This is a genomic window from Leptolyngbya sp. 7M (assembly GCF_018128485.1).
Window position 1 is genome coordinate 3,038,222 of the sequence record NZ_CP070897.1, and the last position, 13,590, is coordinate 3,051,811.

The 13,590-nt window shown below is 49.2% G+C and carries 22 protein-coding genes; 12 read left to right on the plus strand and 10 right to left on the minus strand.

What is annotated here, in order from left to right; all coding sequences use genetic code 11:
• Positions 1–20 precede the first annotated feature (20 nt).
• Complete coding sequence (locus JVX88_RS14935; protein WP_211628108.1) at positions 21–611, plus strand: hypothetical protein; 591 nt, start codon at positions 21–23, stop codon at positions 609–611.
• Here the strand turns inward: JVX88_RS14935 and JVX88_RS14940 are convergent.
• Positions 535–846: a hypothetical protein gene (locus JVX88_RS14940; protein ID WP_211628109.1), complete on the minus strand. Its 312-nt coding sequence runs from the start codon at positions 844–846 to the stop codon at positions 535–537. The two genes, JVX88_RS14935 and JVX88_RS14940, sit on opposite strands and share 77 nt — an antisense overlap.
• 281 nt (positions 847–1,127) lie before the next feature.
• Between JVX88_RS14940 and htpG the strand changes: the two genes are divergently transcribed.
• The 3 genes from htpG (at position 1,128) to JVX88_RS14955 (ending at position 4,328) form a co-directional block, all read left to right on the plus strand.
• Positions 1,128–3,125 (plus strand): molecular chaperone HtpG, encoded by a 1,998-nt coding sequence (gene htpG / locus JVX88_RS14945; RefSeq protein ID WP_211628110.1) that lies wholly within the window; start codon positions 1,128–1,130, stop codon positions 3,123–3,125.
• A gap of 610 nt (positions 3,126–3,735) precedes the next feature.
• Positions 3,736–4,008, plus strand: coding sequence for a calcium-binding protein (locus tag JVX88_RS14950; RefSeq protein WP_211628111.1), 273 nt, complete (start codon positions 3,736–3,738; stop codon positions 4,006–4,008).
• Entirely contained in the window at positions 4,005–4,328 is a 324-nt protein-coding gene (locus JVX88_RS14955) for a hypothetical protein (protein WP_263975539.1), read from the plus strand. Before JVX88_RS14950 ends, JVX88_RS14955 begins: the two co-directional genes overlap by 4 nt.
• A gap of 87 nt (positions 4,329–4,415) precedes the next feature.
• Here JVX88_RS14955 and JVX88_RS14960 read toward each other — a convergent pair whose 3' ends face one another.
• Positions 4,416–4,580: a hypothetical protein gene (locus tag JVX88_RS14960; RefSeq protein ID WP_211628112.1), complete on the minus strand. Its 165-nt coding sequence runs from the start codon at positions 4,578–4,580 to the stop codon at positions 4,416–4,418.
• A 537-nt stretch (positions 4,581–5,117) separates the two neighbouring features.
• Positions 5,118–6,101 carry a homogentisate phytyltransferase gene (locus JVX88_RS14965; protein WP_211628113.1) on the minus strand — a complete coding sequence of 328 codons (984 nt, stop codon included), beginning with the start codon at positions 6,099–6,101 and terminating at the stop codon, positions 5,118–5,120.
• A gap of 237 nt (positions 6,102–6,338) precedes the next feature.
• Between JVX88_RS14965 and JVX88_RS14970 the strand changes: the two genes are divergently transcribed.
• Entirely contained in the window at positions 6,339–6,719 is a 381-nt protein-coding gene (locus JVX88_RS14970) for a hypothetical protein (protein WP_317134639.1), read from the plus strand.
• A gap of 42 nt (positions 6,720–6,761) precedes the next feature.
• Here JVX88_RS14970 and JVX88_RS14975 read toward each other — a convergent pair whose 3' ends face one another.
• Positions 6,762–7,376, minus strand: coding sequence for a methyltransferase domain-containing protein (locus JVX88_RS14975; RefSeq protein ID WP_410503766.1), 615 nt, complete (start codon positions 7,374–7,376; stop codon positions 6,762–6,764).
• 54 nt (positions 7,377–7,430) lie between these two features.
• Here JVX88_RS14975 and JVX88_RS41945 point away from each other — a divergent pair, with 54 nt between their 5' ends.
• Genes JVX88_RS41945 through JVX88_RS43085 form a run of 4 tightly spaced genes read left to right on the plus strand, consistent with a single transcriptional unit; the run spans position 7,431 to position 8,438 of the window.
• Positions 7,431–7,568, plus strand: coding sequence for a GTP-binding protein (locus JVX88_RS41945; RefSeq protein WP_225931418.1), 138 nt, complete (start codon positions 7,431–7,433; stop codon positions 7,566–7,568).
• Positions 7,565–8,083, plus strand: coding sequence for a CobW family GTP-binding protein (locus tag JVX88_RS14980; protein ID WP_225931419.1), 519 nt, complete (start codon positions 7,565–7,567; stop codon positions 8,081–8,083). Before JVX88_RS41945 ends, JVX88_RS14980 begins: the two co-directional genes overlap by 4 nt.
• Before the next feature lie 5 nt (positions 8,084–8,088).
• Positions 8,089–8,346: a phosphoribosyl-AMP cyclohydrolase gene (locus tag JVX88_RS14985; protein ID WP_317134640.1), complete on the plus strand. Its 258-nt coding sequence runs from the start codon at positions 8,089–8,091 to the stop codon at positions 8,344–8,346.
• Positions 8,325–8,438 carry a phosphoribosyl-AMP cyclohydrolase gene (locus JVX88_RS43085; protein ID WP_317134641.1) on the plus strand — a complete coding sequence of 38 codons (114 nt, stop codon included), beginning with the start codon at positions 8,325–8,327 and terminating at the stop codon, positions 8,436–8,438. The genes JVX88_RS14985 and JVX88_RS43085 overlap by 22 nt, the downstream gene beginning before the upstream one ends.
• 43 nt (positions 8,439–8,481) lie before the next feature.
• On the opposite strand, the gene JVX88_RS44120 is transcribed toward JVX88_RS43085, so the two are convergent.
• From JVX88_RS44120 to JVX88_RS15000, 3 genes are all read right to left on the minus strand, one after another.
• Positions 8,482–8,721 (minus strand): ABC transporter substrate-binding protein, encoded by a 240-nt coding sequence (locus JVX88_RS44120; protein ID WP_410503767.1) that lies wholly within the window; start codon positions 8,719–8,721, stop codon positions 8,482–8,484.
• Positions 8,705–8,914, minus strand: coding sequence for a hypothetical protein (locus JVX88_RS14995; RefSeq protein WP_211628117.1), 210 nt, complete (start codon positions 8,912–8,914; stop codon positions 8,705–8,707). Before JVX88_RS14995 ends, JVX88_RS44120 begins: the two co-directional genes overlap by 17 nt.
• A gap of 93 nt (positions 8,915–9,007) precedes the next feature.
• Complete coding sequence (locus tag JVX88_RS15000) at positions 9,008–9,850, minus strand: class I SAM-dependent methyltransferase (RefSeq protein ID WP_211628118.1); 843 nt, start codon at positions 9,848–9,850, stop codon at positions 9,008–9,010.
• 89 nt (positions 9,851–9,939) lie between these two features.
• On the opposite strand from JVX88_RS15000, the gene JVX88_RS38440 reads away from it, so the two are divergent.
• Complete coding sequence (locus tag JVX88_RS38440; RefSeq protein ID WP_225931420.1) at positions 9,940–10,815, plus strand: AraC family transcriptional regulator; 876 nt, start codon at positions 9,940–9,942, stop codon at positions 10,813–10,815.
• Positions 10,731–11,000 carry a cupin domain-containing protein gene (locus tag JVX88_RS38445; protein WP_225931584.1) on the plus strand — a complete coding sequence of 90 codons (270 nt, stop codon included), beginning with the start codon at positions 10,731–10,733 and terminating at the stop codon, positions 10,998–11,000. Before JVX88_RS38440 ends, JVX88_RS38445 begins: the two co-directional genes overlap by 85 nt.
• A 115-nt stretch (positions 11,001–11,115) precedes the next feature.
• On the opposite strand, the gene JVX88_RS15010 is transcribed toward JVX88_RS38445, so the two are convergent.
• A complete protein-coding gene (locus JVX88_RS15010; RefSeq protein ID WP_263975540.1) occupies positions 11,116–11,592 on the minus strand; it encodes an acyl-CoA thioesterase in 477 nt (158 codons plus the stop codon).
• Positions 11,593–11,881: 289 nt separating this feature from the next.
• Between JVX88_RS15010 and JVX88_RS15015 the strand changes: the two genes are divergently transcribed.
• Positions 11,882–12,721, plus strand: coding sequence for a universal stress protein (locus tag JVX88_RS15015; protein ID WP_211628119.1), 840 nt, complete (start codon positions 11,882–11,884; stop codon positions 12,719–12,721).
• Positions 12,722–12,870: 149 nt separating this feature from the next.
• Here JVX88_RS15015 and psbM read toward each other — a convergent pair whose 3' ends face one another.
• Both psbM and JVX88_RS15025 read right to left on the minus strand, forming a co-directional pair.
• Entirely contained in the window at positions 12,871–12,978 is a 108-nt protein-coding gene (gene psbM / locus JVX88_RS15020; RefSeq protein WP_036002266.1) for a photosystem II reaction center protein PsbM, read from the minus strand.
• Positions 12,979–13,060: 82 nt separating this feature from the next.
• Positions 13,061–13,486, minus strand: a complete 426-nt coding sequence (locus JVX88_RS15025; protein ID WP_211628120.1) for a 2Fe-2S iron-sulfur cluster-binding protein — start codon at positions 13,484–13,486, stop codon at positions 13,061–13,063.
• Positions 13,487–13,590: the final 104 nt, after the last annotated feature.

Genomic DNA, 13,590 nt, shown 5'->3' on the forward strand with positions numbered 1-13,590 from the left:
TAATTGAGCGAGATGCAACGATGTTAGCAAATGTACAGAAAAAGCTAGAGCGCAAAGCAGCCCAAGTTGCCCAAATTCCGGCTGAAATTGCCTATTATCTCCAACTGAAACAGCATGCTCGCCACTTGCCAACACTCGATGCGCTTGGTCAGCGGGCGGTAGCTGCCTGCAAACGGGAAGGAGTATTTATCACCTCGCTGGACGAATTGGGATTTGCCTCATCAGCGGCAATGCTCCAGGCAGCCAGACATTACCTCGATGTCATGGAGAGTATCCGCCCCAAACAAACGTTTGCAAATGATCATGCCAACCAACCGCCCCAATTGCTTCCTCCCCACATTTTCACAGTGACTGATCTGACCGAGTTTGCGAACTGGGGTCAGGAATCGCGGTTGCTCAGCATGGTGGAAAACTACATTGGGCTACCCATAGCATTTCAGGGCATACATCTGCGGCGCGACTTTGCCAATCCTTCCCCGGTAACAACCGAATTTTGGCACCAAGACCTGGAAGATCGGCGCATGCTGAAAACAATTATTTATTTGACCGATGTAGAAGAAAAAGACGGCCCGTTTGAGTACATTCCTCGCTTTGAACCAGGGAATTTGTGACCTGATGGTGCTCCAACTCGTCGAGCCGCCCTTCCTCAAACCACTCATCCACTAGCTTCATCAAGCTACTGGCAGCCACATCGCGATCAATCAGCTCCATCAGTAAGACTAAGGCCGCCTGGGCATTCGGGAAGAACTGAATCTCAATCCGACCCACGAGTTGGTGATGCCAAATCCCAACCCAGCCTTGTTCTGTCTCCACCGCTTCAATGACGTACCCCAGGTAGTAGTTCATAGGGCTTCCACCTCACTCGGTTGTGCTATAAGCTTAGCTGGCCGGCTATACATGTCGCCTCTACCGGAAGAGCAACTGTAGGGAAATCCGATCTCGCGTGGGACTCAGCCTTTCTGCTTAAAATGGATAGCAATCTGGTACTTGTGGCACAAATCTTGTGGCGCGAATCAACGCTGGTGGAGCATAGGCCAACCCATACTTTCCAACCTAGAAGTTTGGGTAAGCGATGCTTGAGTGATGAGAATTGACCGCAAACTGTCCTTCTATCTTGAAACAGACGTATGACAACGATTCTGGAACAGGGCAATATTTCTATCCATACTGAAAATATCTTCCCGATTATCAAAAAATGGCTCTATTCCGATCACGAAATCTTTCTGCGAGAGCTGATTTCTAACGCCGTAGACGCGATTCAAAAACTGCGAATGGTGTCTCGGTCGGGAGAGTACAATGGCGAGATCGGCGAACCGGAAATTGTGATTACGATCGACAAGGAGAACAAGAAGCTGTCGGTCTCGGATACGGGCATTGGCATGACCGCCGATGAAGTGAAGAAGTATATCAACCAAGTTGCCTTTTCCAGCGCTGAGGAATTTGTCGAAAAGTATAAGAACAGCAGCGATCAGCAAATTATTGGTCACTTTGGTCTGGGCTTCTACTCGTCGTTCATGGTGGCATCGCGGGTTGAAATTGACACTCTGTCCTACAAAGAAGGTGCTCAAGCAGTGCACTGGTCTTGCGATGGCTCGACCCAGTTTGAATTGAGCGACTCGGAACGCTCCAGCGTGGGCACCACCGTCACCCTCACCCTGATGGAAGAAGAGCAGGAGTACCTGGAATCCTACCGGATCAACCAGTTGGTGAAAAAATACTGCGACTTCATGCCCTTCCCGATCAAGTTGGATGGGGAGCAGATTAACCGCCAGAAAGCACCCTGGAAGGAGTCGCCCAGTAGCCTCAGCCAGGAGGATTATCTAGAGTTCTATCGCTACCTCTATCCATTCCAGGAAGACCCGCTGCTGTGGGTCCACTTGAACACCGACTATCCCTTCGTGGTCAACGGCATTCTCTACTTCCCCAAGCTGAAGCCAGACGTAGATGTCACTAAGGGCCAAATCAAGCTGTTCTGCAATCAGGTGTTCGTCAGCGACAACTGCGAAGAGGTGATCCCCCGCTTTTTGCTGCCTTTGCGGGGCGTCATTGACAGTACCGACATCCCGCTCAACGTTTCCCGCAGCTTTTTACAAAACGGCCGCACGGTTCGCAAGATCGCTGATTACATCGCTAAAAAGGTCGGCGATCGGTTAAAGGAACTCTACCGCGACGACCGGGCGCAGTATATCCGCTGCTGGCAAGACCTCGGCACCTTTGTCAAGTTCGGCTCGATGAACGACGACAAATTTAAGAAGCAGGTCGAGGATATTCTAATTTTCCGCACCACGGCTGACTTGAGCGCACCACCGGCTACAGATGCGCCAGCAGTAGAAGTCCAGTCTGGGGAAGGCGATGTCTGGCAAGAGGTGTCTGCTCCCAGCAACCAGTCGGAACAAAGCAACGTCCTGAATGGCAAGTCCTACACAACGCTGAAGGAATATTTAGAGCGCAACAAAGCCAGCCACGAAAACCGGGTCTATTACTGCACCGATGAGGCTTCCCAAGCGACCTATATCGAGCTGCACAAGAGCCGGGGTCTGGAAGTGCTGTTCATGGATTCCTTTATCGACTCCCATTTCATCAGCTTCCTAGAGCGGGAGTACCCAGATGTGAAATTCTCGCGGGTGGATGCCGATTTGGATGAGGCGCTGATCGACAAAGACAAGCCCAGCGAAATTGTGGACCCCAACACCAACAAGACCCGCAGCGAACTGATCAAGGAGCTGTTTGAAAAAGCGCTGAACAAGCCGAAGCTGACGATCCGCACCGAAGCGCTCAAGGCCGATAACGCCGAAGCTACCCCGCCCGCAATGGTGCTGCTGCCCGAAGTTCTACGCCGCATGCGCGAAATGAATGCCCTGCTGACTCAGCAAGCCGTTGAGTTTCCGGAAGAGCACACGCTGCTGGTAAACACCTCCCATCCCCTGATTCAAAACCTGGTCAGCATCAGTCAGGGTAGCATTATTCAAGCAGACGGCCAGTCGCCCTCGGCAGAACTAGCCAACTTGATCTGTCAGCATGTCTATGATTTGGCGCTGATGGCCCAGAAGGGCTTTGATGCAGACGGCATGAAGGCGTTTGTGGAACGCTCGAATCAGGTTCTGACTCGCTTAACCGCGAACTAAGACATGCAGCCCCAGAACTAACTAGAACTAACTACACAGCTCCCTGCTCTCCTGCACGGGGGCTTTTTTGCTTAAATTTGCGTTTGCCCAGACAAATCCTCAGCGGGCCTTCAAGAAATACAAAATGATCGGGTTTCGGCTGCGCTCAATCCTCTTCTTGGTGCGCTCAACTCTCTTCTTGGGCGCTCAACCCGCTTCCTTCAAGGCAGGTGATCGAGCATTGAGCGTAGTCGAAATGCGTCTCCCAATTTACTCCACCTACTTCAGTTGAATTGCTCAAAGTCTGACAAGCTTCATGAAAAAATTAAGGAATCTTGCCGTAATTTTTCTTACTTAGTGCTAATTTGCACTCAGGGATGTATCAATTTGCTTCAGTGAGTAATCGTGATGGCTAGAGCCGTCTTACCACTGGGCAGGGTAATCATTGGTTCAGGCAATAAACAAAAATCAACCTACACCGGAGGACAGGCATCCTGCTCACTACGGACAAGCTGTCCGCATCATGGGTTGCCAAATCATTTGGTTGCCCTACCTAAATCAATGACCAATAACTAATTCCAATCAATTTAACTGCAATTTTTCACTATCTTTTCTCAGGAGAGGATTTATCATGAATCCGCTGTTAATGCTGCTGCTAGGTACAGCTTCGTTGATTCAATTTGCCGGAAACGATACTATCAGTGGCACTGATGGCGATGATACGCTGAACGGCGGTTTAGGTAACGATACAGTCTACGGTGGCAATGGAAATGACAAGCTGGGCGATGTATTCCTGGATGTTGGTAATGATGTCTATTTTGGTGGCGATGGTAATGACATTGTTTTGGGTGGTCCAGGACTTGATGTCCTCAATATGAGCCGTTTGGTGCCCTCGATGAAATGACCCGCAGCAAGCTCAACAGCGACTTGCTCGATCTGTGGCGACAAAAGCAATGGACCGTTGTGTTCGTTACTCACAATATTTACGAAGCGGTTTATTTGTCGAATCGCGTCGTGGTGATGGCGGCACGTCCAGGGCGAGTAGTGGCGGATGTGGCGATTGAGGCTGCCTATCCCCGCACTGAGGAGTTTCGCACTTCGCCGCTGTTTAACGAATACTGTCGCCAGATTTCTCATTCCCTGGCCCAAGCCGTTAAGTCTTCACCGGAAGAGACACCCGACACTTGTGCTGACGCTATGACCGATGTATTTCACGTGGCGTGATGGCCTGTAGGGGCGAAGCATGTGCTGATAAGTCTGTTTAATTGTGCATAGACTACTTAGCACATGCTTTGCCCCTACCTATCGAAATCAATACCGCACCAGGACCGGAACGCATTCGTCAACCTTAAACCAGCGCTTGCGGCCTTTTTGCACTTTGACCAATACCCGCCCTTTTGCCCGCATGGGAGCAGGAATCACCGTACCATTCCGACCATCGGGAAGCCTAACAAGAGTACCTGGAACAATAGACATAGGTGCTTATCAAGTGAGAATGAGAGTAAGGAAAGAAAGGAAAGAAATGAATCCAGCAGAGACACCCAGCATCACAGCCAGCCAAGCTGCTTTGCCAGTTTTTTAGAGTCTTAAGAAAATCTAAACCTATTCAGAAGCTTAGCTGATCGTTGCTTTTATTAAAGCCCGTTCAACATTTCTTCGTCAGATTCTTTATTTATGAGGAGATCAATTTTTTGTCTCTTAGGCTCAAATCCTTTGCCTGCCTATAGTTTGTCAATTCATCGTCTACTGGTTTCGCTTAGAAAATCATTGCGTTTTGCAAAGATAAACTTAGATATAAGCTGATGATGCCTATGAACACGAAGTAGCTTCCTGCATGTCACCATTGCGGTCTAGAGGCGTCGAGTTCAGAACCGCTAGCATTCGATAATTTTGCAACTCATCCCGATTTAGCTGGCAAGAAAGTTTAGTTGGCAAGAAAGTTAATTAGCGGGAAAGGTGAGCGGTTGGAGTCGCTAACACCTCTCCCCTCAGGCAATGTTCTCAATTCCAGCTTCATCCGTGCAGTAAACAAGCCAGTGGAAACAGCAAATACTCCAAGAAAAACAGCTTCCAGATGAACTGGTAAAAGCGGGCCACCTCGGATTTAGATTGCAGATCAACCCTCATACTGCGCCACCAGAGCAGCATCAGCAGCAGGGCATGGCTTGTCACTAAGAATACCGGATTGACGCCTGTTAAGAAGAATCCGGCGGCGATCATACCCAGATAGCAAAGCGTCAGCACCAGTCGGGCCAGCTTAAACACCGCAGCGGCTCCCAGACGAATCGTGAAGGTACTGATGTGATAGCGGCGGTCGCCCTCAATGTCGGGAATGTCTTTGAAAATGGCAATCGCGAAGGTAAAGACCAGTACAAACAGCGTTAGCGCCCAAACGGTGGCTGGAATACCAAAATTCCCGCCGAGCTGCTGGTTAAAGTGTAAAAACAAGCCCAGATTCACAATCGCACCCCGCACCGAAAAGATGCAGAGCGCGGCCCAGATGGGAAACCGCTTCAGGCGAATCGGTGGCAGGGAATAGGCCGTACCAATCAACACACTCGCCCAGACGGTAGCCACCAGAAACTGACCTTGCAGAGCCGAGAGCACAAGCGCCAAGCTGCCGGTGATCAAGACAATTGTCCATCCTTGCTGGCGGGAAAATTCGCCGGAGGCGAGCGGTAGATGGGGTTTGTTGACCCGGTCAATCGCCACATCTTCGAGCTGGTTTAAGCCAACGATGTAGATATTGCCACATAGACAGGTGAACAATGCTCCCAAGCCAGCCCAAACGAGCACCCAGAGGCTGACCTGATTACCCCGACTTTCGGCCCAAGCGATCAAGGCCAGTCCCAAGACGCTCAAACTGGTCCCGATGATTGTATGAGGGCGAGAAAACTTCCAAAACGCATAGAGCCACGGAAAGCGACGCTGAATTAGATTGGCTGGTGAAGCGTGATTGGGCGCAAGCGAAGGCTGAGACGACGAAAATTGGCTCATAGCAAATCTATTTAAGGTTTTCGGGTTGATCTTAGTGGTTTATGGTAAGAACAGCGCAAGTAAAAGCACATCCACCGGATTGCCCATCATCCTCGTAGAGCCGTTTTGTTAAAACGTCTTTGAAAAGCCGGAACCCTACGTTGGGATAATTTAGACGATTTGAGGGGATTTGTTTAGGGCGATTTGATAGTACCAGGAGGTAAAAATTCAGTGGGCCAGTATGAACGGTTGATTTTAATGGCAGAAGACGAACTCACCCAATACAGCACCGATGCCCGCAAAATCGAAAAGCTGCGGCAAAAAATTGGCCTCTCGGTCAGTGCGGCTGAACAAAAACAAATTAAAGCCCAGTTGCAGGCTGAGCTACCCGATGGCGGCTTAGCCAAACTGGTGGAAACCCAGCGGCAGACAATGGCTTTACCGTTTTGGGGCATTGCGGGCTTGGGCCTGTTGTTGGGGATTTCCTTTATGCAGCCGGTTGACTTTCTTGCCACTATTGTCGGCACAGCGCTGGCCATTGCGATTCAAAAATGGGGCTGGAAGCTAGAAGCCAAGCGGCTCGTGCTGAAAACTCTGGAGGATATCGAGGAGCGCGTCCGCAACCCGGCCAACGCCTAAATCACAAATAAACTTGGTTTGGCATTCGGTGAGCTAACCCTTTTAGGACTTAGTGGCGCTCAGAACCCCAAATTTGACTAGACCCTGCTGATAGCCTCGGCTCATTAACCCCAGCGATAGGGCTGCTTGAATCGTTGTCCAGCCGGATTGAATCAGTCCCACAATTGTGGTTGGATTCAAGGCAGAATCGATCACCACGTTCCAAAAGGGAGCTACCGCCTCTGACCAGTCAGCCGTGCGAATAGACTGAAACCCGATTGTTTGAGCAATTTCCCCATACTCGGGCAATGAGATCACGTAGGGGAGACAGTAGACATCGTAGATTTTCTGCAAATGCTGCTGTTCGTCTGGGGTAAGGGGTTGGGAGTCGATGGGTCGATGACACCAGGTTGCCATCAACAGGGTGCCGCCTGGCTGCAAGACACGGTAGCACTCCTGCAAGAACTGTGCTTTATCCGGCATATGTTCGCCGCTTTCCAACGACCAGACCAAATCAAAGGCAGCATCGGGAAACGGCATCACCAAGGCATCGGCCACCTGAAACGTGACGCGATTCGCCAAATCCGCTGCAGCTGCTCGTTCCCGCGCTCGCTGCGCCTGGACTGGACTGAGGGTAATTCCGGCAGCACAAATACCTTGATTCCTACAACCCCCCACGCCGGCTCCCTTTTTCTGCTTCCTACCACTTCCTACTCCCCACTCCCTCAAATTATGTCTAATCACTCAAGTGCTGATACCAAACTCCCTGTCACTATCATCACTGGCTTCTTAGGTAGTGGTAAAACAACGCTATTGAACTATATTTTGCATTTACGCCTGCCAAACATTACAATAGTGGCGCGGCGATGAACCAGATCCTTTATGGGGATATCATTCTGCTCAATAAAACCGATTTAGTGTCTGAAGCCAAGGCAAAAGAGTTAGAAGATTATCTCTGTTCTGTGAAAGAGCGCGCTCGGATCTTGCGATCGCAACACGGTAAAGTACCGCTTTCTCTAATTCTTGATATCAATCTTTCGACAATTGATGGTTCTCTGGACTCTGGGACACAACTAAACCAGAATGCCCAGCACTTAAACAATGATGGATTCATGTCCGTATCCTTTCAAAGCGATCGTCCCATTGCTTTGAAGAAATTTCAGCAGTTTTTGGATTATCAACTTCCTGATAATGTGTTTCGGGCAAAAGGGGTGCTCTGGTTTGCCGAAAGTCCGAAACGACATTTGTTTCAACTCAGCGGCAAGCGGTTTACCATTGATAATAGTGAATGGACGGCTGCACCCAAGAATCAAATGGTATTGATTGGGCGTAAATTGGATGCCCTCTTTTTGATTCAAACGTTGAATAATTGTTTAACCCAATAGTGACGATGAATCAAACTCTTTTATGGATAGAACAACTCAGGTTAAACGATCAGGGGTTGATTCCGACGATCGCTCAAGATTATCTGGATAATACCGTTTTGATGATGGCATGGATGAGCCGTGAATCGATTCAACGAACCTTAGAAACTGGGGAGGCACACTACTGGAGCCGTTCCCGTAGCGAATTGTGGCATAAAGGTGCAACGTCTGGACATGTTCAAAAAGTCAAAAAGTCAAAGCGATGTACTACGACTGTGATGTAGATACCCTTTTGCTGAAAATTGAACAGGTGGGTGATGCTGCCTGTCATACTGGAGCTAGAAGTTGTTTCTTTAAAACGGTTCAGCGATTGTAAATGTGAGAAAGGTGTTCAGGATAAATGATGGGCATGAGTTGATTCAGCATGACCTGCATGATGCTTGTGCCATTGCCAGCCAGAAAGGGTCTACCTCATAAACTTGACCCATTTGCACTGCTTTCAGTCGTTTCCAACGTGGCTGGTTTGCGAGTTGCTGGGAGAGTGGTGCGATTGAGGGCGGGTAGGTTTGCACAAAGATGACATCAGGATTGATCTGGAGAATATGATCGAGTGAAACCGTCATCAAGCCCGGTTCCATTCGTTTACCCGCAGGTTCCATCCAGGGGGAATGAGTAAGCTTCAGGATGACCCGCAATGCCTTGGGAGAGATAACCGATCGGTTCTAAACCGAGTTCAACTAAGATATCAATTCCGGTTGCGGTCAGGCATAAAATTCGTTCAGCAGGTTTGCTCAAGCGAATTTCGGTGTTTGTGGCATCAATCGCTCGATAGGGTTCTCTTGTGACTGTCATAGTTTCCAACAAAGTAAGCGTCACGCCCTGCTTGTCTGACCCCTCCCAACCTCCCCTTAGTAAGGGGAGGTGCCGCAGGCGGTGGGGTTATCTCTAATTTTCAATTTGTAGCCGCACAATTCGACCAGAGTTTTTGAACAGTGCTAATGGAATGGATGGGAACAGTTGTGCCACAATGCGCCAAACGATTGGTAATCGTTGGGGATAATCGAGAAACTGAGCCAGATAGAACTCTTCGCTTTTCAGTTTGATCTGCGGACTCCAGGTTTCCAGTTCTTTGGAATGATCGATTCCCCATTTGAACTCTGCATTGGTCTTTGAGACGGTATCGTGTTCCTTACTACTTTGAGAACGCTTGCGACTGATGACATCAAATAGGACTTCAACAGGGGCAAAGCGAGTTTCAATGTGTTGAAGCAGTGTCCGATTGTCTGCTTCTGATAGGTACATTGAAACGCCTTCATAGAGAATCAGCATCGGTTGGTTGGCTTCTCGCTGAATCGCATCCATCCAGGTGAAGTCCAGCATTGATTTGGCAATGAAGCGATAGCGATCATTCTCCTGAAAGAACTTGCGTCGCAGAGCAATCACCTCTGGAAAATCGACTTCATACCAGCGCACTTCACCGTTATCCACCCGCGAGAAGCGGGTACATAACCCAGCACCAAGGTTGATAATCACCGCACTCGGATGAGTTTCGAGGAAGTTCTGCACAATCCGATCGATCGCTCTGACCCGAATCACGCAGCCCAATTGCGATCCCCAACCTTTCTCATATTTGCTGAAGTCATAATCTAAGCTCTTGGCAATCTCAACCGCTTTAGGATCGCACAAAATCGGGTCTGGACGTTGAGTTTCAATGGCACGGGCGTAGAGGGTGATCGTCAGCGTTTCTGCAACACCTGTGAGTTGGTTCGTGGGTTCTCGAAGTTGCATGGTGAGAAGCTCCTGGAATGAGGGGAGTGTGGTAGTATTATTGAAAATAGTTCTCATTTAGGTCAATCTTCGATCGATTCAGCCCTACCATGACGCTTATCCTCAACCAATCAGACTGGGACGAACTGCACCAGCAGGCTCCCATCACCTGTCCTGACAACCTGGTATTGGATGAGTTTGAGAAACTGAAAGGCATACCGGAGATTCTGGGACGGGGATACAGTCGCGGCATGGAGCTATCGCCTGGGGTGTGGTTGAACTTCTGCGACTGTGAGTATCACCGGGACTTCATTCATAAAACACCCGATCACGATCATCCCATTCAAATTTCGATCTTTCCGTCATGCCGCTTTGATTGCGATATCCATCCCGGACTGGGTGGTTCCAGGAGCTATTTCTCAGGCAGCGGCATTTCACCGGGCTATGTAGAACGGTATCGGTCAGGGCAGCGGTTGACGTGTATCAACGTGGAGATTTTGCCGGATCTGCTGGACTCGTTTTTAATCAACGATCGCCAGCGGCAGTCTGAGCCGGTGAAGCAGTTGTTTAAGGGAGAGGATTGGAAGGTTGCGTTTTACCCGACGGTGACTCCTGCTATCCGCTCGATCGCGCAACAGATGTGGGATGCGCCGTATCGCGGTGAGTTAAAACGGATGTATCTCCAGGCAAAGGTGATGGAACTGCTGGTGATTTACCTTGACTTAATTTCGGATAACTCAGAACAATCTCATGTACAGGGACTCAAACCAGAAACGATCGAGCGGCTACATCATGCCAAGAACATTTTAGACACGCAATTAGAGAATCCGCCCTCTATCCTGGAATTAGCGCAGCAGGTGGGGGTGAGCGATCGCACCTTGCAACGGGGCGGATTGTACGGATTCCAGCAGGCAAAGCCAACGAACGCCATCGCCATGCCCACGAGACCTTATTTTACATTCTTGAAGGCAGTGGTACGGTGCTAATTGACGAGGCTGCAATTGAGGTAACTGCCGGAGATGCGGTGTTTATTCCCCGTTGGTGCATTCATCAATCGCGCAACACGGGAACTGATGAAATGGTAATTTTAGCTGTCACCGATTTTGGTCTGACTTCTAAGCTGTTAGGAAACTATGACCAAAAAACTCGCATGAAGGTGCTGTCAACTTAGGTTGGTATTCCCTGAACTGGTTTTCAGGTCTTATTTCGTGAGCTGTTTTGTTAGAGGTAGCCGTAGTTTACTCTCGACCCATCGTTGCTGTCGTCTGCAGCGGTGGGTTGTTGCTTTAATTAGAGAGTCTGGTGAGAGCTTCTAGGATAGCTACAGGCAACCGCCGCACAATCTTGCCACTCTGGCTCTCTATCACCACTAACGTCACTTGGGCTGTAACATACAATTCCTGACCATCAAGTGACTGGATCTGATAATCCCAGTGGATCCGCACCCCTTTCATTCCTAGCATTCTAGTTCTAACTACCACTGAGGCTCCCATCTTCAAAGGGCGGTGATAACGAATTGTCAGTTCCACTACAGGTAACTCATATCCCGTTGCTACCCAATCGGCATAATTGACTCCAATCGATCGCAAACACTCGACCCGCGCCTCTTCCAACCAGGTGATATAAGTGCCGTGCCACACTACACCAGAACAGTCAGTATGATGAACCTGAACCCGCACCGGATACTCAAACCAGTTTTCAACGGGTTGAACTAGATGATCAGCATTTGCGGAAATCTGCGTTTGCATGAAATCACGATTCAAAACCTTCTTCCTCACTTTACCGAGAAAGGGCCCATCCTATTGCCAAATGACTTTAGGTATCCTCCAGCTGTAATTGAGCTGTAATTGAGCTGTAATTGAAACGATAGTTTGCAACTAGTGTTTCGGCATTTTGGCTGTCATACACTGAATCTTGAGCCATTCACCGTTCAGCGAGCGATAACCAGCTGCCACCGAACGGCAGAATGTTGGTTGCTGGCGCAAGTTTGCTGGCCCAGTCGCTTGCACTACACGACGCTAAGCCGTAAAACACAGAGATTTAGGAGTCCCTATGATAGAAAACATTTTGCTCGCCCTCTCCGGCACCGGCCAAACACGAGACATGCTGAAGATGCTGATGGATATTCCCATGTTTCAGCGTGCTTCAGTTACAGTCCTCCATGTTGTTCCGCCCCAAGTAACAGCAGACGGCATGACCGAAAAGCTGGAAGAAGGAGGAAAGATGCTGGCTCAGGCGGTTCAGGATTTGGATCTGGAACCGACTCGGATTAACCCCATGCTGCAACAGGGCGATCCCAAAGATATAGTGTGTCGAGTCGCAGAACAGATCGATACGGATCTGATCATTATGGGGTCGCGTGGCCTCAAGCGGATTCAATCGATTCTAGAAAACTCAGTAAGCCAGTATGTGTTCCAACTCTCGTCCCGGCCCATGCTGTTGGTTAAAGATGACATTTATGTCAAGAAAATCAATCGGATTATGGTGGCTCTGGACAAATCTGAGTCGGCTCAGCAGTGTCTCAAACTAGCCCTGGCTCTAGCCCGCGACATCAAGGGCGGACAACTCATCCTAGTTCATACCAATCCCGACCTGAAAATCAAACCTGGTGAGATTGCAGCTAACCCGAACGAGGATCCGGTCTTGATTCCAGCTATTAATGAAGCCAAAAAGTTGGGCATTAACTACAAGTGCGTTGCTCCGGAAGGCAAACCGGGCGAGCGGATCTGCCAAGTTGCCGAAGATCTGAATGTAGATTTACTCATCCTTGGCTCACCCGATCGCCGACCCTCGATCGCCAAAGGACTTCCCGATCTAGACCGCTTGCTCGGTCAATCCCTTTCTGACTATGTGCGAGTCTATGCCAACTGCCCAGTTTTACTGGTGCGGTAGATGATAGCTACAAGCATGATAGCCACAAGCAACAGCTTTTCCTAGGTTCCGCAGCAACAGCAAAAGCGCCAGAGTCACTAACTACGACTCGGCGCTTTCTACTATCAAAACCTAACAACAATCACAAATGCGCAGACGCAAAGTGAAACTTATTTCGCCTCGCGGCTGGCCGTCTGGATGTAAAGAATCAGCAGGAAAACAGAAGGAACCAACACAAATAAAACGGTGGCAACAAATCCTAGATCATTAACTTCCATTCGAGTCCGCCTCTACAACAACAGCTTTTAAAACTATAGGACAAGCATACACCTCAAGCTCAATCAAAACGAGTGATGAGGCTTACTTACCTGGCTTTGTTTCCACGCTGACTGGACCATAGACAAGCGTTTGACAAGCCAAACGACAGTTATTGGGGCGTTTCTTGAGCTTGCGATTTTCTACCTCGGTGCGAGGAGAAAGATTTTCCATACCTTCGGTAATGGCAACGACACAGGTTCCGCATTGACCATAGCCACCACAGTTCATTAACTTACCGGTAAAGGTATACAGATCAATGCCGTTCTCCAGTGCCTTAAACCGGAGGTTGGCTCCACTGGCCGCAACCACTTCTCGATCTTCTTTAACAAACTTAATATTTGCTGACAAAAAGGCTGGTTTCTGGGTATCCGTCTCAGGAACAGCGGTACCGGCCTGCTCCAATGGCGAATTTTCTGGGTTCTGGGCATCCGAAACCGCGGTTGCTTGTTCTTCAGAGCCTGTCTGCATAGCGCTTGCAATCCCCTCTCACTCTGGTTACACTTCTTTATACACTTTCATTTTTACAAGCTTATTGTCAAACTGTCTAAAGAATTGGTTTGCTCAGAGCTACC